The sequence below is a fragment of the Rhizobium sp. GR12 genome, assembly GCF_036596185.1.
In the GTDB taxonomy this organism is placed as follows: domain Bacteria; phylum Pseudomonadota; class Alphaproteobacteria; order Rhizobiales; family Rhizobiaceae; genus Agrobacterium; species Agrobacterium nepotum.
Window position 1 is genome coordinate 384901 of record NZ_JASXTH010000004.1, and the last position, 20781, is coordinate 405681.

Consider the following 20781-nt stretch of genomic DNA (forward strand, 5'->3'; position numbering starts at 1 on the left):
CCCTCACGCGGAAATCGCCGAGCCTTCCGGCTCGGTCACCACAGCATCGGCGCTGTCTTTTTGTGCGGGCGCCACACGAGCCCAGCTGTTCCAGCCGAGACGGGCGGGAGCATCGGACTGGCCGAGGCGGCAAAAGGGAATGTCCTCCTTTTTCAGGATCACCTGCACATCGAAATGTAATGCGCTTCCGACGAACAGGCGCGTCAGCGAAAATATCTCAGCAAGCCGCTTCGATCCGGGCGTCAGGGCCAGATAATCCGCATAGGCGACAGGACCGATCACGACCCGGAAACCGCCGCTCATGTCTTCGACAGCGCTTCCCGCCGTCGTGTTCTGTCCGAGCCTCAGCCCGGATGTCTGCCCGAGCTGACTTTGTTCGTGAAGCGGCAAAGCCACCCATCGCCGGCGAAACTGTTCGACATTGACCGGAAGCCCCGTGAATTCGCAAAGCATTGAGGTCAGCGCCGAAACATTGCGATTGCGGCCGGCCAGCAGTCCGCTGAAACGCAGGAGCGCATCTTCACTCACGCCTGCCTTTTCGACCAGACCGGCAGTGCGAAAACCGGTGAGCGCGAGCAGCGTTTTACGGAAACCATTCTCCCGCTGCTCGACCGACCAGCGCAATCCCCTTGCGAGGCGGTATTTTTCCATCGCGGATACGAATAATTCGCTGAACCTTGCCGCGAACAGATTGAAGAAGCTTGCCAGCGCGCCGGAGCGATTGCGTTCCTCCCGCTGCAGCAATTCGCCATAGGCCGGCGGCAGCGAACCGAGCGGCCCTACGATGGGCGCGAAAGCGGATTTCAGTTCGGCCTGGCCACGTTTGTGGTTGAAACCGCTGATCGCCATCGGGGTCGGTTGTGTTCCGCCATGGGCACCTATGACAATCCCGTCATCCGCGGAAACGAGTTGGGCGACGCGAAACGCAGTGGCGGGCTCAAAACGACCGGGATCGTCGCTGAGAAGCGCCGCTTGCCGGTCTTTCATGGTTGGCCTTTGCTGTTCCATCCCGGTCTCCTAGAGCAGCGGCCGGTCGGCCGCACGGGCAGGCCAGCGGGCAATCGGTTTGGAGTGGCCGCGCATCGTCGCCGTCAGCCGCGTGAAACTGTTGATCGAGGTGTAGAGCCCGAAGAAATGGTTGAGGACATTGGCGAAAACAAATGCGGCAGGTCGCGCGATCAGCGCGGGATCGAACTCCACGGTGATGTCAGTTCCCGGCACCATGGCCGAGCCGATCCGGGCATGGGAATTCTGCGCCTCGACATTGCTGATCGCCTCCACGAGCTGCCGGGTTTCCGGGCTGTCCCTGAAGGAATAAAGCGACAGAATGTCCTTCAGCGGCGCGCCGCCGCTGTCGGTGAGGGACAGATGGTTGAGGAGAAGATGCGAGATCAGCCGCCACTCGCGTGCCGAACGCTCGTTGACGCGGATCGCAGCTGTCGGCGGCATCAGCGCATGGATGGATTTTACAGCCTCGTTGCCGGTCGAAAGTTGCAGGAAGGGGTGCCCGCCGCCAAAGGGAAGCTGGCTTGGTAGCTCGCGATTGATGCACAGCGTATCGATGCTCGCCACCATGTCGAGCGGTCCCAGCGGTCCGCGCTTCTGATCCACGAAGGCGATGTCCGTATCGGAAGAACCGTCGTCATCGAACCGGCGCTGTATCTGCCAGAACACGTTGGCGCCGTTATTGCGCTGTGTGCGGCCGAAGAACGGGGAGGTCTTTTCGGTCTGCCCGGAGCGGCTGGTCAGCTGGACGTTTTCGACGGCGTAGATTTCGCGGGTCCGCTGCCGCCGTGCATCCGGCAGCAGGCGGTGTTCCGTGCGTGTGCCATCAAGGCTCAGCGGTTCGCAGCTTTGTTTGAACAGGTTGATGACCGGCGAGGCGTTCAGCACGAAATCCCGGACCGACACCATGCGCTCAAGCTGCGTGTCCGCCGCATCCAGATAGATGTAAAGTTCGCAATCGCCGCCGCTCCATTTGCCCAGCCCGTCGATGTCGAGAAAAAGAAATTTCTGCGGCAGCGCGAAGAATTCGGTGAGCAGCCGGTATCCGTCAAAACTGTTGGCCGGATAGGGCAACATGGCCTGATCGCGCGTATAACCGGATGGCCTGAGATTGCTGGCGGGCAGGAAAACGGCTTCCTTGTCCTCGGCGTGACGCGCAAGCGCCATGCCCACGCAATGGTTGGTCAAAAGCTCGTAAAGCGCCGTGGCCTGCTGCCAGGCGGCGGACAGGAAAATCTGCAGTTTCGTCAGGCCCATTTCCGGGAAAGTGCCGCCGCGCGGCGCCGTGCTGCGGAGTGAAAGCCGCAGGCAACTGGCGGCACCGGCGAAGGAGGCCGAAAAAGGCGCGTCGATCGGCTGGCCGGAAAGCGTTGCGGCTGCGATTTGCAGCGGCGCGATCCCTACCTCCTGCGTGCTCCGAAAACGGCAGCTTTCACCGCCGACGGGTTCGGCGAGGATTTCGCTGTGCCGCGGAAGCGTCTGCACGGTTGCCAGCGCCGTGCTTGGGGTGAACTGAACCACGCTCATGGACGGGATCGGCGCAAGGTAATGCGGATAGAGCGTTTCCAACAGGCTGTCCGACAGTTCCGGAAACTCGTCGTCCAGCTTCTGGCGCACACGGGCGGCGGAATAGGCAAAACTCTGGATCAGTCGCTCGACATGCGGATCGTCGGCAACATCCCCCGTCATGCGCAGCCTGCCGGCGATTTTCGGGAAGGCCGCAGCGAAACGTGACGCTCGCTTTCTCAGCGCAAAAAGTTCGTCATTGTATTTTTCGAGAAACCCGTCAGCCATTTGTCGTCTCCACGAGAAAACGTTGGGTGGACGGATCGATCCGGGATTCGAAGCTGATCGGCGGCATACCTTCCTGAAGACGGAAGCTTGCCTGTATGCGCATGCGAAGCGCCCGGTCGCCATCCGTGCGGTTCTTCAGGATTGTGACATGCACGTCGTCGAGACGTGTTTCGAACAGGGAAATCCTCCGCTCGATGCTGCGCGCAAGCCGCGCCTTGGAGGCGTCCGTCACCAGATTGGCTGAGAGAATTCCGTCCACGCCGTAGCTCACCAGCGCGTCGGACAGTTCCTTCAGCGCAACCGGCGGGCCGGCGGGGTTACGGCGGGTATTGAGCAATGCCTCGAGATCGCGGCGGATCACCTCACGCATTTCGCGCGCCTGATCCTTCAGGCTGACGAGCGCGTCCGTTTCCGCATCCGGCGCATCATCGAGCAGCCGGTCCAGAACGGAGCGTGACAGGGTTCTCTGCCGTGCGCGATATTGCTCGAGCGGATCAACCACGGGCGATCTGCCTTTCATCGTCGGAGGCGGCGGAAAGAGAACCGATCTCGTGGAATGGCACGACATCGTCGCCAATCAGCAGGCAGCGCTGGCCTTGCCCGGTCGCCAGCGGCTGGTCCTCTTCGCTCCAGCGCGTTTCCCGGCCAAGGAGAAGGCCGACATCGTCCTTTGCGCCGTAATAGATGGCCGGAAGCAGCACGGATGCGACCGCGCCATCGCGCAGCGTCAGTTCGGCACCGCGGAAAGCGAGGTCACGCGGGCGGCTCATAGGGTCGATGGTGAGGCTTTCGATGCGGCCATAATCGAGCCACAGATAGCGGCCGCCATTGGTCAGCACTTCCAGCGCATGCGGAATCCGGTCGTCCAGATCGCGGATATCGCCGGCGCTTTTGCCATTATGGCCGATCGTCACATTGCCACGCTTTTCATCGAGTTCAGCCAGTGCGGTTCTGGCAGCATCCGCGTCACCGCTGCGTGCGGCGATATTCGCCCGGATGGCCAGCTGATCGAGTTCGGACGGACCGCCTGGAAAATCCGGCACCGCGCCGGTTTCGAACCATGCATTGCGTGCGGCCATGGCGCGCAGCTGGTGGCGAAAGAGAGAAAAACCGACGCTTTCCTGCGGCGAGAATGTTGCGGCCAGATTGCATTGCGCATCGGCCTTCTCATAGTCGCCGGCAAGGACCAGCAGGTCGATGTAGAAATGGCGACCATCCTTGTCGGTGGGCCTGGTTTTGACGTGTTCGCGCGCAAGCCCGATCGCCTCTTGCAGCCGGTCATCATCGAGAAGGCGGGAAATGTCGTCGCGCAGCGTCATGCGGATATCCTTTGCGGCTCGGCCGAGGATTGGGATGCGGCCGCCGGCGGCATCATGGTTTCGGCAATGAGGTGGAAGCTCGTGGAGACGTCGTCGAGCTGGAAATGTGGCTGAAGGCGCACGGTGCAGGAGAATGTTCCGGGCTTGCCGGGAACTTCGAAGACGTTGATCCCGGCAGAGCGAAGCGGAAAGCGCGCGCGTAAGGCAGCTTCAGCGTCGTCGTTGCCCAGCGTGTAGGAGGAAAGCCAACCTTCCAGCTTGCGTTCTATCGTCGAGGCATCGCTTAACTGACCTATATCGTCGCGCATGATGACCTTGAGGTAATGCGAGAACCGGGAGGCGCACAGCACATATTGCAGCATGGCGGCCAAGCGGGCGTTCTGTCGCGCCGCTTCGCTGGAATAGTGGCCGGGCGCATGCAGGGACTGGTTGGCGTTGAAGATCGCCATGCCGGAGAGATACGTGGTGGAGACGGGCACGATGCCGAGATCGGAAAATTGCTGTTCCTGCCCGGTCGTCAGCTGCACCTCGACGGGCGGCTGCGCGGAAAGGCCGTTGCTCTCGATGCCGAGATCGAGCGGCGGCAATTGCCGGGAAGAGAGCATGCCACCATCCACGGCGTCCTGCGTCACACCGCGCAGATCCGCAAACCAGCCGGAATCGACGAAATTGCGCACCACCACCGTAGCAAAAGCGAAGGCGGCGTTGCCCCAAAGCAGGGTCTCGCCGCTTTCTGCCACATGCTCGCGGAATGGAAATCCGTCATCGCGTCCGCGCGCATAGGGCCTGTAGGGCGAGCGCAGCAAAACCCGCGGCGCGACAAGACCGACGAAGCGGGAATCGTCACGTGCACGAAGCGCGTTCCACCGCAGCCGTGATTTCTCCTGTTTCAGCCAGGAAAAGTCGTGGACCCGGCTGAGCTCCGAGAAATCCTGCAGGCCGACGGCGGAAGGCGAGGCCGCCGCCACGAAGGGGCAGAAGGCGGCCGCAGCCACCATGCCGATCTGCGACAGCGTCGTGATGGAATCGGCACCCTCGCGATCGTCAGGGGAAAATTCGTAGTCACCGATCAAAAGGCCGACCGGTTCGCCACCCGGCATGCCGAATTCGCGGTTATAGACAACTTCGAAAAGATGGCTCTGGTCGAAATCGGTGGCGCGTTCCGTGTTGCGGGCAAGGTCGCGCCAGCTGGCATTCAGCAGCTTCACCTTGACGTCGGTGCCGCGGCCCGCCTCGCGCACCACCATGGCAAGCCCGCGCCATCTCGCTTCCATCGCCTGAAAGTCAGGGTGATGGAGAATGGCGTTCACCTGGCCGGTCAGCGCATCATTGATGAGCGCGATGAGCTGGTCGGCGAAAATGCGGGCGTCCGGAAAGGACTGATGCGCCATGAGCGGGCTCCGGGTGAAGAACGGGGCCGGGGTGACTGATCACCCCGGTCCGGGCTCAGTTCTTGGACGGAATACGGGCGACCATGCGTAGCGACGTCGTCAGTTCTTCCATCTGCAACCAGGGCCGCATCCATGCGACCGCATTGTAGGCGCCGGGTTTGCCCGGAACTTCCTGCACGGTCACCTTGGCATCGCGCAGCGGATATTTTGCGCGGCTTTCCTCACCCGCTTCGTCATTGGCGTTGACGTAGTTGGCGATCCAGCGATTGAGCCAGACTTCGCAATCCGACGCTTCCATGAAGGAGCCGATCTTGTCGCGGCCCATCACTTTGAGGTAATGCGCGAAGCGTGACGTGGCCATGATGTAGGGCAGGCGGGCCGAAACGGCGGCGTTGGCCGTGGCTTCGGGCTTGTCGTAAAGCTTCGGCTTGTGCGCGGTCTGGGCGCCGAAGAACACCGCATAATCCGTGTTCTTGTAGTGGCAGAGCGGCAGGAAGCCGAGCTTGCCGAGCTCAGCGTCGCGGCGGTCGGTAATGCCCACTTCCGTCGGGCATTTCAGATCGAGATCGCCGTCATCGCTGGAGAAGACGTGCATGGGCAGATTTTCCACCCGGCCGCCATTTTCCGCACCACGGATTGCCGTGCACCAGCCGCTCTTTGCAAAAGCGTCGGTCAGCTTGGTGCCCATCACATAGGCGGCGTTCATCCAGCAATATTCGTCATGCTGCAGGTCGCCATTCACCGCGCCCCTGGTTTCGTCATAGGCGAAATCATCGATCGGGTTGGTTTTGGGGCCATAGGGCATGCGCGCCAATACACGCGGCAAAGCGAGTGTCACGAAACGGGAATCGTCGCTCTCGCGAAAGCTGCGCCACTTGGCATATTCCACCGTATCGAAGATTTTCTCCAGATCGCGCGGACGGGCGAGATCGCGGTAGTCTTCGAAGCCGAACATATGCGGGCTTGCCGCCGAGATGAACGGTGCGAAAGCCGCCGCCGCAATCGACGATACGCCCTGAAGCAATTGAACGTCATCAAAGGAATTGTCGAATTCATAGTCGCCGATGATCGCGCCGAGCGGCTCGCCGCCGGGGGTGCCGAATTCGTCTTCGTAGATCGCCTTGAAGAGGCGCGACTGATCGAATTCCACGGCCTTTTCCAGATCACGCGCGAGTTCCCGCTTGCCGGAATTCATGACGCGGATCTTGAGGTTGACGCTCGTCTCGGAATTCTTGACGAGATAGTTGAGCCCGCGCCAGGTGCCTTCGAGCTTCGCGAATTCCGGCGCCTGCATGATGGCGGCAAGCTGTTCGGAAATCGCCCGGTCCAGTTCGGCAATGGCGTGGTTGAGGGTGACGGTGAGGTTGCGGTCGTATTTGACCGTTCCCTTCAGCGCCTGGTCAGTCAGCGTGCGCAGAAGATTTTGCGCGCGGTCCGGTTCGGTCTGGCGGGTTGCGGCAACCACCTTGGACAGCAGTCCCTGATCTCCGGCGGTCGTTGCCTGTGCTTCATTTTTCAGCAGGCTTTCAGCGCTCATGTTTCAGTCCTTCCACATGCGGCTTAAATGCCGCTTGAACAGTTGAAGCCCCGCAATGGGGGCCGTTCGGGGAGGTTTTCCTCCGCACAGGCGATCATTTGCTCGTGCCGTTCTTTTCCTTGAGTTCGGAAACCAGCGTTGCGAGATCGGTCTTGTTCTGCAGAATATCTTCCAGCATCCGTTCCAGATCTTCAGAACGGTCGGCCTTGGAAAGCAGGTCGCGCAGTTCGTTGCGGGCGTCGAGAAGCGCTTTCAGCGCAGGAACCTGCTGCACGACGGCGCCGGGTTCGAAATCGTCCATGCTTTCGAATTTCAGGTTGACCTGCATGTCCGTCCCGTCTTTCTGCAGCGTGTTGGCAACGGAAATGTTGAGGCCCGGAGTCATGCGGCGCATCACCTCGTCGAAATTGTCGCGGTCGATCTGAACGAACTTGCGCTCGCCGAACGGCTTCAGCGGCTGGGTGGGATTGCCGGAGAAATCACCCAGCACGCCGACGACGAAGGGCAGTTCCTTGACCACCATCGCGCCTTCGGTTTCGACTTCGTATTTGATGTGAACGCGGGGCTTGCGAACCCGCTCCAGCTTTTCATGTACACTTGCCATTTCAACCTCCTTGATGCCCCTTGGCATGGCCGACTGTTAGGGAACGGCGTTTCCCGCCCCTTGCTCGTTATTTTCCGTTTTCTCCGCCGGGCTTGATCCCGGCGGCCGTCAGAACTGCGTTGCGGGCCTGCGTTTCGGGCAGAAGCTCCGCCAGCAGTTCCGAAAAATCCATGCGCCCCCTGCGAACCAGCGTTTCGATGGAGAGCGAGATCGGCGAGTGCGGCTCGGTCCGGCGAAAGTAACGCGCAACCGAAAGAAGAGTTTCAAATGCCTCATCACGTGATGATATGCCTTCCGGCGAGGCTGCGGATATCCGCACCGCCGGCTGCCCGCCTTCGTCAGTGTCCGCAACAGCGGTTGCCGCCTGCTCAACCGGGGCCGGCTCCTTTTCGCGCCCGCCCAGCATGCGGATGGCGGCGGCTGCTTCGATGAGCGTGTTGCGGATATTGGAACTGGGTGGTGTGAACTGGCCGCAGCGTTCGGAAAGAACCGCCATGATGGCGTCGAAGCTGGAGAGACAGGCGTTGACCTCGGCCAGATGGGAAGACATGGCGGCAACGCCCGCTTCGGATGCCAGCTGATACAGTTCTTCGCGCCTTTTGCTCTCGGTTGGCCGCTGCGCCAGCTGAAAATCCCAGAGGCTGTGTTCGCCAAATTTGCCACCGGGGATCAGTGGGGTGAGCCGGAGCGGCTGAACAAGCGTTCCCTCGCTGCCGACGCCGTTCAATCCCGCAAAGGGTGCAAATTTTTCCTCCTCATTATCGTCGCTGATTGATCGCAATGAATCCCAGTGGTTGTGAAAAAGATCAGCGCAAAGCTCGTAAATTTCACGCAGTCCATGAAAACCATGCAGCCGCAGGCTTGCTTCCGCAAGCCATGCTAATATTTCTATGTCTTTGCTTTCGGAATATATAATCTGCAATCCAAGATTGCTGACACTGTCCCAGCTACTGGAGATCTTTAGACTATCCTGGGGGGACGCGGCTCGCTCTTCTGTACGTGCGTGGTTTCTTTCATCCTTAATTCTATAGTACAGTTCGCGCGTTCTTGAATCGACGCGGATATTATCTCCGCAATCTCCGAAAAATTCTACATCTCTTTTAACCAGCAGCGTGTCCAAGAGTAGTCTATCCCCAGAAAATAGTAATTGATTTTTCGTAGTTACTTCCCTTACGTGAGGCTATTGATCAGACAGACTTATTCAAAATGTGTCGAAATTGTGGCGTCTACTGTCTAATCTAACCCGATAAAAAATAAACTTCGGGGTGGACAAGGGGGTTTCATCATCATAGTTATTCCACGTCACGTTGTGGAATGAACCCAGGCAGGAGGCTCATTGCATGTCGCATATCGATCTCAATCGCCTCATTGAAGCGCTTGAGCCTGACCTTCGCGTCACCCTTGAAGCTGCGGCTTCTGTCGCGGTGCGCATGGGGCACAGGTACGTGGATATCCCGCATTGGCTGCTGGCGGTTGTAGACGCTGGTATCTATGCGAAAACATTCGACGAATTAAAAATTCCACTCCCGGTATTGCAGGCTGAAATCGCGCGCGGTCTCGAAGAGGCCGTAATTGGCGACGGCGAGGCCTTGTCGCTCTCCCAGAACATTCTGACGGCGGGCCGCGAGGCATGGGTTCTTGCTTCGCTGGAGGCCGGGCGCGACCGCGTGACGCTCTGCGACCTGCTTCTGGCGATGGACGAGGAAACCTCGCTCCGCTCTTTCGTCCGCTCCGCTTTTCCGTCGCTGAAGACGATGGATCGCGCGGCTCTCGAGCGCCTTCGCAGTTCGGTTGAAGAGAACGCCGGGAACGGCGTTCCTTCCACGGCGGCGGGTACAGCGCCAGCCGCCGGCCAGAACGATTTTCTGCGCCTTTACACCCAGGACATGACCGCCGATGCCCGGAACGGCAAAGTCGATCCGGTGATTGGGCGCGATGATGAACTGCGTCAACTTGTTGATATTCTTACGCGTCGTCGTCAGAATAACCCTATTCTGGTGGGCGAAGCCGGTGTCGGTAAAACGGCGGTCGCGGAAGCGCTGGCGCTGGAGATCGCTTCCGGGAATGTGCCGGAAAAATTGCGCAACGTCCGCCTGCTGAACCTCGATATTTCGCTGCTGCAGGCCGGCGCCGGTGTGAAGGGCGAGTTCGAGCGCCGTCTTCATGGTGTGATCGATGCCGTAAAACGCTCGGCCGAACCGGTTATCCTGTTCATCGACGAGGCGCACGGCCTTGTCGGCGCAGGTGGTGCGGCTGGCCAGGGCGATGCGGCCAATATTCTCAAGCCCGCTCTGGCGCGGGGTGAAGTGCGCACCGTCGCGGCGACGACCTGGAGCGAATACAAGAAATATTTCGAAAAGGATGCGGCGCTGACGCGTCGTTTCCAGCCCGTGCATGTGCGCGAGCCTGATGAGACAACCGCGATACGCATGTTGCGCGGTGTCGCCGACAGCTTCGTCAGCCATCACAACGTTGTCGTTCGTGACGAGGCGATCGTGGCGGCGGTGCAATTATCCGCGCGTTACATGCCGGCGCGGCAATTGCCGGACAAGGCCGTCAGCCTTCTCGATACGGCCGCGGCTGCGGTTTCGCTGGCGCGGCAGACCCTGCCGGAACGGCTGCGCGCCATGGAAAGCGAGCGGCGTCTTCTGTCCGATGAGTTGAACTGGCTTCTGCGTGAACCGCAGGATGAAGAGATTGGGGGCCGTATCCAGTCGATACGCGACGAAGTCGAAAAGCTCGAGAGCGGGATTGATGATCTGCGCAGCCGTTACGATGCGGAAATGGCTGAACTCAGCGAAGAGCAGCCGGCTGAAACTGGCGCGTCGAATGTGTCGCCCCTGCGGCGTGTGGCTGAGACCAGGCCGGCAAATGCCGAAAGACTTGTGCCGACGGTGGTTGATCGTGAAGCGATTGCATCCGTCGTATCGCGGTGGACGGGAATTCCGCTCGGTAAACTTCTGGCCGACCAGATCGAAAGTGCGCGCACTCTGGATGCGCGCATGCGCCAGCGGGTCGTGGGGCAGGATGCCGCAATCGGCCGGATCGCCGATGCCATGCGCACTGCGCGGGCCGGATTATCCGATCCGCGCCGTCCGCCCGCGGTATTTTTCCTTGTTGGCATGTCCGGAACGGGAAAGACAGAGACGGCGCTGTCGCTGGCCGATCTGCTCTGCGGCGGCAACAGCCATCTGACGACGATCAACATGTCGGAGTTCAAGGAGGAGCACAAGGTTTCGCTGCTTCTCGGCTCGCCGCCCGGCTACGTCGGTTTCGGTGAAGGCGGGGTGTTGACGGAAGCGGTGCGCCGCCGGCCGTTCGGCGTTCTCCTTCTCGACGAGATCGATAAGGCCCATCCCGGCGTTCAGGATATTTTCTATCAGGTGTTCGACAAGGGCGTGCTTCGCGATGGCGAAGGCCGCGACATCGATTTCAAGAACACGACGATCTTCATGACGGCCAATACCGGATCGGAGCTGCTGGCCGCACTTTCGGCCGATCCGGATACGATGCCGGAAGGCGAGGCGTTGGAAGCGCTGCTGATGCCGGAGCTGACCAAACAGTTCAAGCCCGCTTTCCTCGGGCGCACGATCATCCTGCCGTTCATGCCGCTCGGTGCGGAAGAGCTTGCAAGGATTGTGGACATGCAGATCGGCAAGATCAGGGAGCGTGTTCTGGCAACATACGGCACCGACCTGACCCTGTCCGATGCCGCGCGCAAAGCGTTGGTGGCGCGCGCCGGTGCAAGTGAAATTGGCGCACGCGCCATCGAAATCATGATCGGCAAGGATCTCCTGCCGCCTCTTTCCAGCTTCTTCCTCGAGAAGGTGATCGCGGGAGAACGGGTGGGCAAGATCGTTGTCGATTTTGATGAAAATCGGTTCGGTATTCGTGCCGAAGTGGCTGGGGAGCCAGATGAATTCGCCGCAACCGAAGAGGGTGGGGTGGATAAAGTTGCCGCGTCGGAAGGGGCTACCCGACGCATGCGGCATTAAACGAAGGGTAACGCGGCCTCGAAGCAAGAGGTCATTTCAGCTACAGGAGCTTACAGCATGCCAATTTATCTGCAGATTGACGGTATCCAGGGCGACGCCACGCATGAGGAGCACCGCAAGTGGATGGATATTGAAGCCATTCACTGGAACGTGGCACGCAACATGAACACATCTGCTGGTTCTGCTGCAAACCGCGAAGCATCCGAACCGACCATTTCGGAAGTCATTCTGACCAAGGTCAGCGATTCTTCTTCTACCAAGCTTTTCCAGGAGGCCTGCGCCGGCCGCACTGGCAAGCTCGCAACCATCCATCTGGTGACCACGGGCAATCCGGGCAACACCTATATCGAGTACCTGCTGACGAACACACTCATCGCCAGCTACTCGGTGGATTCCAGCGGTGATCGTCCGGTGGAAACCATCAAGCTCAACTTCACCAAGATGGAAGTGAAGTACACGCCGTTCGACGACAACAACTCGCCGCAGTCTCCGATGATCGCCTCTTACGATCTGGCGACGACGAAGGCCGCTTGATGACAAGGGTCCGGTGCCTTAGCGGGCACCGGACCATATATCCGGGCTTGCGGACCAACAGCGCGTAACGCTGACGGTGCCGCATTTGTCGTTATGTCGTCCAGAGGGAGGCGTCTTGAATGCCTAATTTTTCCGTTTCTACAGACACTTTCACCGTCCGTCCCGTTCGGCAGGACGAAGTCCTGGCACCCCAGAAGATGGGTCGAGGACCCGATCTGTCGTATATGAGCCTTCCGGACGGCCCGAGGCAATTCAATCAGCGCGCAGCTGTCGGTGGAGCGGCGGCAGCCGTGTTCAGCCAGGCTGCTGCAGCTCTCAACGAGGGCGCAATTTCCGTCTGGTTGCGGAAGTGGCTGCAAGCAAATGAAACCAAGATCGGCCAGGCTTTGCTGCAGCACCGGCACAACGCGTTCGCCTTGCAGGTGAATTATGCCGTGGCCAATTCGTTCGGCAATCAGATGTTTTTATCGAGAGACATATATCTTCTTGGAACTGCACCCACGGCGAAAGATATTGGGACCGTTCTTACCCCGGACGTGATGTTTGGTCCGAAAGCGGATGTGACGACGAACTATGCAACGAAACTCCAGTACGCTTATCTGGTAGGGGAGCGGCGCTGACGGAAATTCGAGCACGGAGACCCTGGCTCTCTTTCTGGCACGAACGAATTCAGGTGGTGAGTGACCGGGCCACGCCCCCTCGCTTCACGATCAGCAATAGTTGAAGGCAATAGCCCATGCATGCCGCTTCTCATTCTGTACATTGCGGAGATAGACAATGAGCGACCAGCCCTCGTCGTCTGATTTCATTCAGGCGAGCCGCGTTCTGAAGGTCAACTCCCCGTTGGGTGAAGACCAGCTTTTGCCGGAACGCCTGAAGGTCGAGGAAGGCGTGTCGCAGCTCTTCGATATCCGCCTGACGGTGCGTGCCAAGAAGGAAGCGGTCAAGCCCGACGAACTGATCGGACGGCTGGTCGATGTTTCAGTCGAGGTGCAACAGGGCGATGGCGAAGAGGGCAGCGGCGTGCGCCGCCCCTTCAATGGCCTGGTTACCGAGTTGCATGAGGGTCCGCCTATCACCCGGGGGCTTCGCTCCTATGCCATGACCATTCGGCCGCAGATGTGGCTGCTGTCACGCCGATCAGACTGCCGAATCTGGATGGACAAGACAGCGGTCGAGGTGGTTGAGACGTTATTTTCCGAACACGGGATTCCGGCTCCTGATACGTCAGGCATCATTTCCCCTCCGCCTGCCCAACACTACAGCGTTCAATGGAACGAGACTGACCTCGATTATCTCACCCGCCGTTTCGAAGAGGACGGCCTGTTCTACTGGTTCACCCACGAGGATGGTTCCCACAAGCTGCATGTGGCCGATAGCGCCAGCGGCTGGCTTGGGCCATCACCGGCCGCGCAGGGTGAGGGGACGGTGCGCCTGGCGCAGGGGTCTTCGGACCGCAACCACATCAACGACTGGGCACGGCGTTTCTCCTATGTCCCGGGCCAGCGTGCGGGTGCGGACTGGAATTTCGAGACGCCGGGCATGGTGCCGGGCACGATGACGCCGTCGCTGGTGCAGATGCCGGATGCGACGAAGCGCGAGCTTTACGAATATCCGGCCCGCATCAGGACGGTGGAAGAAGCCGAGCGCGCGCAGAAACTCAGAACCCAGTCCATCGAGGCGGATCATGACCGGGTGTTCGGCTCGTCCACCTCGCGCATTCTGGAGGCCGGCCGGCGGTTCACACCTTACGAGATGGCGCATCCCGATCATGCCTATGAAGAACATGTGATCATCCGGGCGAGCCACAGCATCGTTGATCTCTCCTATGAGACAAACAGCAACGAACCGGAATATCACAACCACTTCGAGGCAATTCCGGCCCGCGTGCCCTTGACACCGCACCGGACGACGAAACGCCCGCGCATCGAAGGCACGCAGGTGGCAATCGTCGCCGGGCCTGAAGGCGAGGAAATTCATCCGGATCAATATGGCCGCATCAAGCTGTGGTTCCCGTGGGACCGCAAGGCGAAGAAGGATGGCACGGATACGTGCTGGGTGCGGGTCAGCCAGGCATGGGGCGGCGGTACATGGGGTGCGCAGGTTATCCCGCGCATCGGCATGGAAGTGATGGTTGCCTTTGTCGATGGTGACCCGGACAAACCGCTCGTTATCGGCGTGGTCAACAATCCGGCCAATTCCGTGCCCTACGATCTGCCCGCCAACAAGACGCGCATGGTGCTTCGCTCCAACAGTCACAAGGGCGACGGTTTCAACGAAATTACCTTCGAGGATGAGGCCGGCAAGGAGAACCAGTTCTTCCACGCCCAGAAGGACCAGACCACCCGGGTCTTGAACGACCGGACCAAACGCATCGACCGGCACGAGGTCGCCTCGGTCGGCGGTAACCGTGCGGTGGAAGTTTCCGGCAACCAGAAACACGAGATCGGTGGTTCAGTGAACACCGTCGTCGGCGGTACGGGGCCGATGGCGATGATGGCCATGGCGGGTGTGCAGGCGCTCTCAGGGCAGACGGCGGGTCTCCTTTCGCAGGCCGCCCAGATCGCCGGCGGTGGTGGTCCAGGTGTCGCCGCCTTCGCCACCACGCTTGCCTCGTCCGCGCTCGGTTTTCTCGGTGCTGGCGGTATTTCCTCGCGCGAGGGCGTCGTTTCCGGCCCGAGCCCGCGTGCGGATGCGGGTACGGCGCTCGCTGGCTCCGGCTCGGGCGTCGGGTCAGACGCTTCGGGGTTATTTCCGCTGCCGGGTATCATGAACACGATCGTCAGCACGTTCAAATCCGATAGCGTCGGTGTGGCGCGGGCTGAACAGATCGGGGTCAGTAAGGTTACGAATGTAGGCCAGACGTCGCTGGAGAGCGTCGGAAAGTTCAAGAAGATTGCAGTCGGTGAAGAGTTCGTCATCGAATGCGGTGATTCCAAGTTCATCATGAAGGCGAATGGCGAGGTCATCATTCTTGGCAAGACCTTCAACTTCGTGGCGACGGATCATTTTCAGCTTCGCGGCAAGCCGATCGATCTGAACTGACGGAGGCCGGGTCTTGGAACTTCAGAATCGCCTGCCGTTTCCCGCCATGGCTTTCCGTCAGTTCGATGCCGAAGGAGGGCTCGATTGTATCGTCTCCGTGCGCGCCACCTTCACGCATGTGCAGGACGGAATAATGGAGATCGCTCGGGAGCAGGAGAGTTTCCAGTGGGAGGATGCCTATGAGGGCGATCCACATCAGACCATCCTTCTTCGCCAAAGCGATCTGACTCCTGACAAGCCCGGCACGGATATCAGCTTCCTGGGAGATGCCTGGTCACCGTCGGAGGAGCCACAGAAATCGTGGCACGCCTCCATTCGTGCCGGTGATGTTTCCAAGGAGATCGAAGTATGCGGCCGGCGGTTCTGGCAACCCGTCATCCAGGAAAAATGGGCGGGGTTCTCCGCAAAGGAGCCGAAGCGAGTCATCCGCGATTGGATGCTGACCGCTCCCGAGCCGGCCCGTCAGGTCACAATCAGCTGGACTAATGCTTTTGGCGGCATCATTCCAGGCACAGGTGATACCGAAACCGACGCCCCTGCAGATGTGGAACGCCGCAATCCTCTGGGTTGCGGTATCGTCAATCTCGACATGCCCGCAGACACGCCTCCCGTACGCGCGCCCCAGATCACGTCGCCCGGCGAACGATTGGACTGGAAGGAAACGCCGGAGCCACAGGGATTTGGCCTCATATCGCCTTGGTGGCGTTCCCGTCAGCAATATACCGGAACTTACGACGATGCATGGGTCGAGCAACGGCATCCGCTTTTGCCTCGCGATTTCGATAACCGGTTCTGGCAGGCAGCACACCCTGACTTGATTGCAACCCATCATCTGCGGGGTGATGAAAACTACGAACTCCATAATCTGCATCCGGATTATTCCGTCGCCAAAGGCGCGCTGCCCGGGCTGATGCTCGGGGTCCATTGCGAAGGCGCAGATCGCGATGACTGGTACGTTTTGAAGCTGGACGGCATTCAGTTCGACTGGCGCAAGGACGGGCGCATTCTTCTGTCCTGGCGTGCGAGGTTTCCACTTTCCGAGGCAGGCGAGACGACGCTGACGCTGACCCGAGTACGCTTGAAGGCTCCAGAACCCGAAAACCTTCATGCTGCAAAGGAAACGGCATGAGTATTCCACGAGACAATTACATTGGCGATCCGGACTACCCAGCGCCGTGGACGACGAATACGCCGCGTGAGGGCTTGAGAGATATTGATGAAGCGCGGATCGTTTCCCTTGCACCGGATGTGTGCCTGACGCCGGTTGGCTCTTCGGTCGTACCAATACCATACCCGGTTGTGGACTTCTGCGGTCACGACAAGAACTATACGCCGTCAGTCCGTTTTACGGGCAAGAAGGCGATGGTCATGCGCTCTTGCACCACACATGTCCATGGCGATGCACCCGGTGTCCGAAAAGGTGTGAAATCTGGAACGGTAGAGAGCATCTGCGAACCCATCGGTCATGCCGATCAGGTTCGCGCCGAGGGTTCGCATGTTATTCGGCACCTCGACCGTTTTCACATGAACAGCAAGAATACCCGAGGCGAAGCGGTATTTGTTCGGGGGACAAAGACCTATGCACCACCAGTTCACGATGATCCTGTAGCCGGTTCTCTGAAATGGCAGGACAATGCGCCCGTACAGCTTGCCCAAGCGTCTACCGGTACGATGACGGACGTTGGTGGCAACGGATGGTTTTCGCCTAGCGGCACCTCTCGCGGGCTAACTGGTGGATCGCCCGAAACGGCGACCGCTGGACAGACACGCACACCCTCTATTCCCCGTCCAGCTCCAAAAGTGCCCAGCATCCCAAAGGTTGGAGGGGGCGGACTTCTTCGCCGAGGTATTTGGGGCATAGTACTAGAAGAAATGCTTCGCGATTTATCTATGCCGAAGGATGAGCAGGCTGCGGAAGCACGAGCTCTTGGCACGATCCTTTCCAAACCCGGGCAGGCAGTAATCACTCAGCAAAAGCTGTTAGGTGGAAGGCAACCAGTAACGTTTGGCAATATTTTCAAACGCGAGACCTGGGACTTCTCAGGGAAATACGGTGTTGGCGTTGACCCGCAGGAGAGAGTGCCGCTTGCGAACGACATCCTATCATCGATAGCGGGCAAGCCGGTCGACGTTCGAACGATGTCCGATGCAGAAGTGAATGGCTTGCTGTCGCCCTTTCAAGGCCTCTCTGATGACCAGATCGAGCAAAAGCTGAAAGAGATAAGCGAAACGCGAAAGCAGGAAGAAGAAGAGAAGCAAGACCCAAAACCTGGCCCTCAACCAGTCCCCCCTCCGCCTCTCGGTCCAAGCACTAGGGTTGATGATAAGAAAAGACGGCGTAAAAAATGTCTTATCGGCCCTTACGACGAAATTAAAGAGGAGTGTTCAGGCGCAGGCGATTACGCCCACCACGTTGTCGCCGATATGACATACCGTCTGGGCGATCGTCCAGGCAAAGTAACGACGGAAAGAGTACCTAAGGCTCCCACCGAAGGCGAAGGAGAGGCAATCTGCCTGACTGAAGCCCAACACAGCCGAAAAAACGGCTCCGGTGGTGTGCACGAACTAACCAGAAACGAGTTGAAAGGGATTGATCATCCGGATTTCCCGGGAACAGCTCCTATGGAAGATATCTTGTTAGCGTCTCAAGATGCGCTGCTGGCAACAAATGGAATCGACAAAGCCTGCGCAGAAGCGGCAAACGCCCGGGCGGAAGAACAGGTGAAGAAGAAGACAGGCCTTTCCGCTCCGGGAAGGACGAAGGAAAAACCGCTTCCAACGGGCAAGATCGCTGATGTACTTCGTGCTGGAAAATATCCGTAAAAAGGAGAGACCTTCTTGGACGACACTTTGAATGACGAGCAAGATTTCGAAGAGCTGTACGGCAAATGGGAGCCCAAACTCTATCAGGCATCCATGGCACACACCGACCGCCACTTCGCTGCTCTGGTGGGCGGACCGCGTTGGGACGATCCATATACGATCATTCTCATACGCGACGCCGTTGAACAAACATTCTCGCGGTCGGATGTTCGCAGGGAGTTGCGCGACATCCGCGTGATACCGTCGTTGAAAGACGATGCAGGGCCTTCCTATGTCACGATCAGCCTTCAGGGCGACATTTACGTCGTCGGTCCAGACGGTTCACAGCATTTCATCATCCCCGGAACTCAAGCCGAATCCGAGACCGCATCCGAAGTCGATTTCCGCTCCATTCTTCCTTACGACAATCGTTGGCTTGTGGCAGGCAGCGGGAACTTCTTGAAGCTCGGAAAAGGCGAGAGCTGGGAGGACGTGTCGCCGTCGCTTATAACTGAATATCCTTACTCAGAGACTGAATGGGCCATTCTCGGCGAGAATATCAAGGGTGAAATCTTTATCGTTGCGATCCAAAGACCGAACCAACGATATTTCAACCTTTACCCGGGCCATCCCCTATATCGGAGTGACATGGCGGAAGACGAACGCTTCAAACTGAAAAAAAGACTGAGAGCTGAAAAGGGTACCCATCCGGTTCTAACTACGCTTTACACAGGAACACCCGGCAGTTGGAAACGTCAGGAATTGCCTGAACGGATTGCCAAGACTTCACCACCATATGCATGGTTAGCCGCTGTCGCTTCCGACAATCGAGGCAATGATTATTTGGTGGGCTCCGACGGTTTGGTTATGACAGGAACACCCGAAAGCGGTTTCTCTGAGATTTCATCGTTGCCAGACCGCGAAAAGCATTATTCTGATGCTGCTTATCTCGACGACGAATTGGTCCTCATTGCGGACTCGGAATTGTTTCGCTTCGATGGACATTTAGCAAAAACCTTCACACCAAAGGTGAAGCTCCAGCTCGGGAGCAAACGGGTTCAGCCATCAGCGATTTTTGCCCGGGAAGGCAGACTGCACGTATTTGATTACGGAAACCGTATCTTTTCTCTCGTTGAGGGAGAATGGAGAGAGTATGCGATTCCAAACGAGTTACTCCAGCGTCCTTTTAAAGCCAAAAAGCCGTAGATTGTCGGAGGGCGTGCGCGCCGTTGCTGATCTAAGCAATCACCGACACGAAGCGCAATGGCAGCGCGGATATTGCGGCTGCAAACGCAAAAGGGAAAGTACCTGGGCGGCGTCCCGCGCTGACTGAGGTGCAATGCAGGGAAATCCGCACCATGCTGAATGCCGGCGCATCCGTTCGAGAGATCGCTCAAAAGTACAACGTTCATCCTCGCACGGTCCTTAGAGGGATACGTCGATTGTCATGAAGGTGTCGGCAAGTCCGCAGCGTTGTTGTCAAGCTATGGTGGCCTGCCTGTCCAATTTTGTGGATTGTGCGGAAATCGCGCCGATGGCTGTCGCCCGTATTTATGTGCCGGAAAGCCGCCATTATTGGATGTTCATTCCTTCGTCGGAGAGGGAGACGTTATGTTCATTCGACGATTCGCATTCCTTTTTTTTCTTGGGATTTTCATTGCGGGTGCAGCCCGCGCCCAGACATGGGAGGACATCGATCCGAGAACCGCCGGCTGGTCCACGGAGCGGCTCGAGGCGGCGCGTCTGCAGTCGAAATCTCTCAAATCTACCGCAGTGATGATCATCCAGGATGGACGGGTGATCGCTCGTTGGGGTGACACTTCTCGCAAAGTAAATATGGCATCCGTTCGCAAGAGCCTGCTCAGCGCTCTTTACGGCATTGCGGTTGCCGAGGGGCGGATTAAACTTTCAGCCCGTCTTTCCGGACTTGGCGTTGATGACAATACTCCCAGCCTTTCGGCTGAGGAGAAAACCGCGACGGTTCGTGATCTGCTCATGTCGCGGTCGGGTATCTATCATCCAGCCGCTCACGAGACCGCCGACATAAAGCGCAAGCGGCCTGCGCGCGGAAGTCACCCGCCTGGGTCGTTCTGGTTCTATAACAATTGGGACTTTAACGTTCTGGGGACTATCTATCGACAACAGACTGGCGAGGACATCTTCGCAGGATTCGAGAAGCGGATTGCTCGACCGATCGGAATGGAGGATTTCTCGATCAAGGATGGTCGATACGATCTCGAAAAGCTGTCCGAGCATCCCGCCTATCCAATCCAGCTCAGCGCCCGCGATGCAGCCCGGTTTGGCCAGCTTTTCCTTAATGACGGAAAGTGGGGCATCAAGCAGATCATCCCAGCGGCGTGGGTCAGGGAATCGACGACTACCTATTCGTGGGCAAAGCGGATACGGCAGGGTTACGGCTACATGTGGTGGACGCTTCCAGAAGATACTTGGGGTCAGAACGCGTTCTACGCCTCCGGCTACGGCGGGCAGATTATCGCGGTCGTCCCGTCAAAACGTCTAGTGGTGGTGCAAACTGTCGATTTACGACAGAACCCGAAGGGGGTTCGCACCAGCGCGTTCATTGAACTCCTAAAAGAGATCGCTTCCGCTTCACCGTGAAGAGTATGGTACTGCACAGCAAATATAGCTCGATTGATGCCGCCGGCTTCGTGATGTTTCTGGCTCAGAAGCAGATTGTCCGAACAGCACTCCGCCTCCGCTATCTCCAGACCAGGTCACTATGACCGCGAAGAGC

General features: G+C 58.7%; 17 protein-coding genes. 9 read left to right on the forward strand and 8 right to left on the reverse strand.

Going from position 1 to position 20781, the window contains the following annotated elements; genetic code table 11:
* Nucleotides 1–3 precede the first annotated feature (3 nt).
* The 8 genes from tssG to tssA form a co-directional block, all read right to left on the reverse strand.
* Nucleotides 4–1008, reverse strand: coding sequence for a type VI secretion system baseplate subunit TssG (tssG, locus tag QSK43_RS09555; protein ID WP_332303273.1), 1005 nt, complete (start codon nucleotides 1006–1008; stop codon nucleotides 4–6).
* A 9-nt stretch (nucleotides 1009–1017) separates the two neighbouring features.
* Nucleotides 1018–2799 (reverse strand): type VI secretion system baseplate subunit TssF, encoded by a 1782-nt coding sequence (gene tssF / locus QSK43_RS09560; protein WP_332303274.1) that lies wholly within the window; start codon nucleotides 2797–2799, stop codon nucleotides 1018–1020.
* A complete protein-coding gene (gene tssE, locus QSK43_RS09565) occupies nucleotides 2792–3301 on the reverse strand; it encodes a type VI secretion system baseplate subunit TssE (protein WP_332303275.1) in 510 nt (169 codons plus the stop codon). Before tssE ends, tssF begins: the two co-directional genes overlap by 8 nt.
* Nucleotides 3294–4118, reverse strand: coding sequence for a type VI secretion system accessory protein TagJ (locus QSK43_RS09570; RefSeq protein ID WP_332303276.1), 825 nt, complete (start codon nucleotides 4116–4118; stop codon nucleotides 3294–3296). The genes tssE and QSK43_RS09570 overlap by 8 nt, the downstream gene beginning before the upstream one ends.
* Entirely contained in the window at nucleotides 4115–5509 is a 1395-nt protein-coding gene (gene tssC / locus QSK43_RS09575; RefSeq protein ID WP_332303277.1) for a type VI secretion system contractile sheath large subunit, read from the reverse strand. The genes QSK43_RS09570 and tssC (QSK43_RS09575) overlap by 4 nt, the downstream gene beginning before the upstream one ends.
* A 55-nt stretch (nucleotides 5510–5564) precedes the next feature.
* The gene (gene tssC / locus QSK43_RS09580; protein WP_332303278.1) at nucleotides 5565–7046 is read right to left on the reverse strand and encodes a type VI secretion system contractile sheath large subunit; all 1482 of its coding nucleotides are present in this window, start codon (nucleotides 7044–7046) and stop codon (nucleotides 5565–5567) included.
* A gap of 94 nt (nucleotides 7047–7140) precedes the next feature.
* Nucleotides 7141–7650, reverse strand: coding sequence for a type VI secretion system contractile sheath small subunit (gene tssB, locus QSK43_RS09585; RefSeq protein ID WP_332303279.1), 510 nt, complete (start codon nucleotides 7648–7650; stop codon nucleotides 7141–7143).
* A 67-nt stretch (nucleotides 7651–7717) separates the two neighbouring features.
* A complete protein-coding gene (tssA, locus tag QSK43_RS09590; protein ID WP_332303280.1) occupies nucleotides 7718–8770 on the reverse strand; it encodes a type VI secretion system protein TssA in 1053 nt (350 codons plus the stop codon).
* 220 nt (nucleotides 8771–8990) lie between these two features.
* On the opposite strand from tssA, the gene tssH reads away from it, so the two are divergent.
* The 9 genes from tssH (at nucleotide 8991) to QSK43_RS09635 (ending at nucleotide 20645) form a co-directional block, all read left to right on the forward strand.
* Nucleotides 8991–11645 carry a type VI secretion system ATPase TssH gene (tssH, locus tag QSK43_RS09595; protein WP_332303281.1) on the forward strand — a complete coding sequence of 885 codons (2655 nt, stop codon included), beginning with the start codon at nucleotides 8991–8993 and terminating at the stop codon, nucleotides 11643–11645.
* A 57-nt stretch (nucleotides 11646–11702) separates the two neighbouring features.
* Nucleotides 11703–12179, forward strand: a complete 477-nt coding sequence (locus QSK43_RS09600; protein ID WP_003504561.1) for an Hcp family type VI secretion system effector — start codon at nucleotides 11703–11705, stop codon at nucleotides 12177–12179.
* 119 nt (nucleotides 12180–12298) lie between these two features.
* Nucleotides 12299–12799 (forward strand): hypothetical protein, encoded by a 501-nt coding sequence (locus tag QSK43_RS09605; RefSeq protein ID WP_004431489.1) that lies wholly within the window; start codon nucleotides 12299–12301, stop codon nucleotides 12797–12799.
* Between the two features lie 157 nt (nucleotides 12800–12956).
* Nucleotides 12957–15224, forward strand: coding sequence for a type VI secretion system tip protein TssI/VgrG (gene tssI / locus QSK43_RS09610; protein ID WP_332303282.1), 2268 nt, complete (start codon nucleotides 12957–12959; stop codon nucleotides 15222–15224).
* A gap of 13 nt (nucleotides 15225–15237) precedes the next feature.
* The gene (locus QSK43_RS09615; RefSeq protein ID WP_332303283.1) at nucleotides 15238–16353 is read left to right on the forward strand and encodes a DUF2169 family type VI secretion system accessory protein; all 1116 of its coding nucleotides are present in this window, start codon (nucleotides 15238–15240) and stop codon (nucleotides 16351–16353) included.
* Complete coding sequence (locus QSK43_RS09620; protein WP_332303284.1) at nucleotides 16350–18047, forward strand: DUF4150 domain-containing protein; 1698 nt, start codon at nucleotides 16350–16352, stop codon at nucleotides 18045–18047. Before QSK43_RS09615 ends, QSK43_RS09620 begins: the two co-directional genes overlap by 4 nt.
* Before the next feature lie 15 nt (nucleotides 18048–18062).
* Complete coding sequence (locus QSK43_RS09625) at nucleotides 18063–19232, forward strand: hypothetical protein (protein ID WP_332303285.1); 1170 nt, start codon at nucleotides 18063–18065, stop codon at nucleotides 19230–19232.
* Between the two features lie 71 nt (nucleotides 19233–19303).
* Nucleotides 19304–19477, forward strand: coding sequence for a helix-turn-helix domain-containing protein (locus QSK43_RS09630; RefSeq protein ID WP_332303320.1), 174 nt, complete (start codon nucleotides 19304–19306; stop codon nucleotides 19475–19477).
* Between the two features lie 160 nt (nucleotides 19478–19637).
* Nucleotides 19638–20645, forward strand: a complete 1008-nt coding sequence (locus QSK43_RS09635) for a serine hydrolase domain-containing protein (RefSeq protein WP_332303286.1) — start codon at nucleotides 19638–19640, stop codon at nucleotides 20643–20645.
* Nucleotides 20646–20781 lie beyond the last annotated feature (136 nt).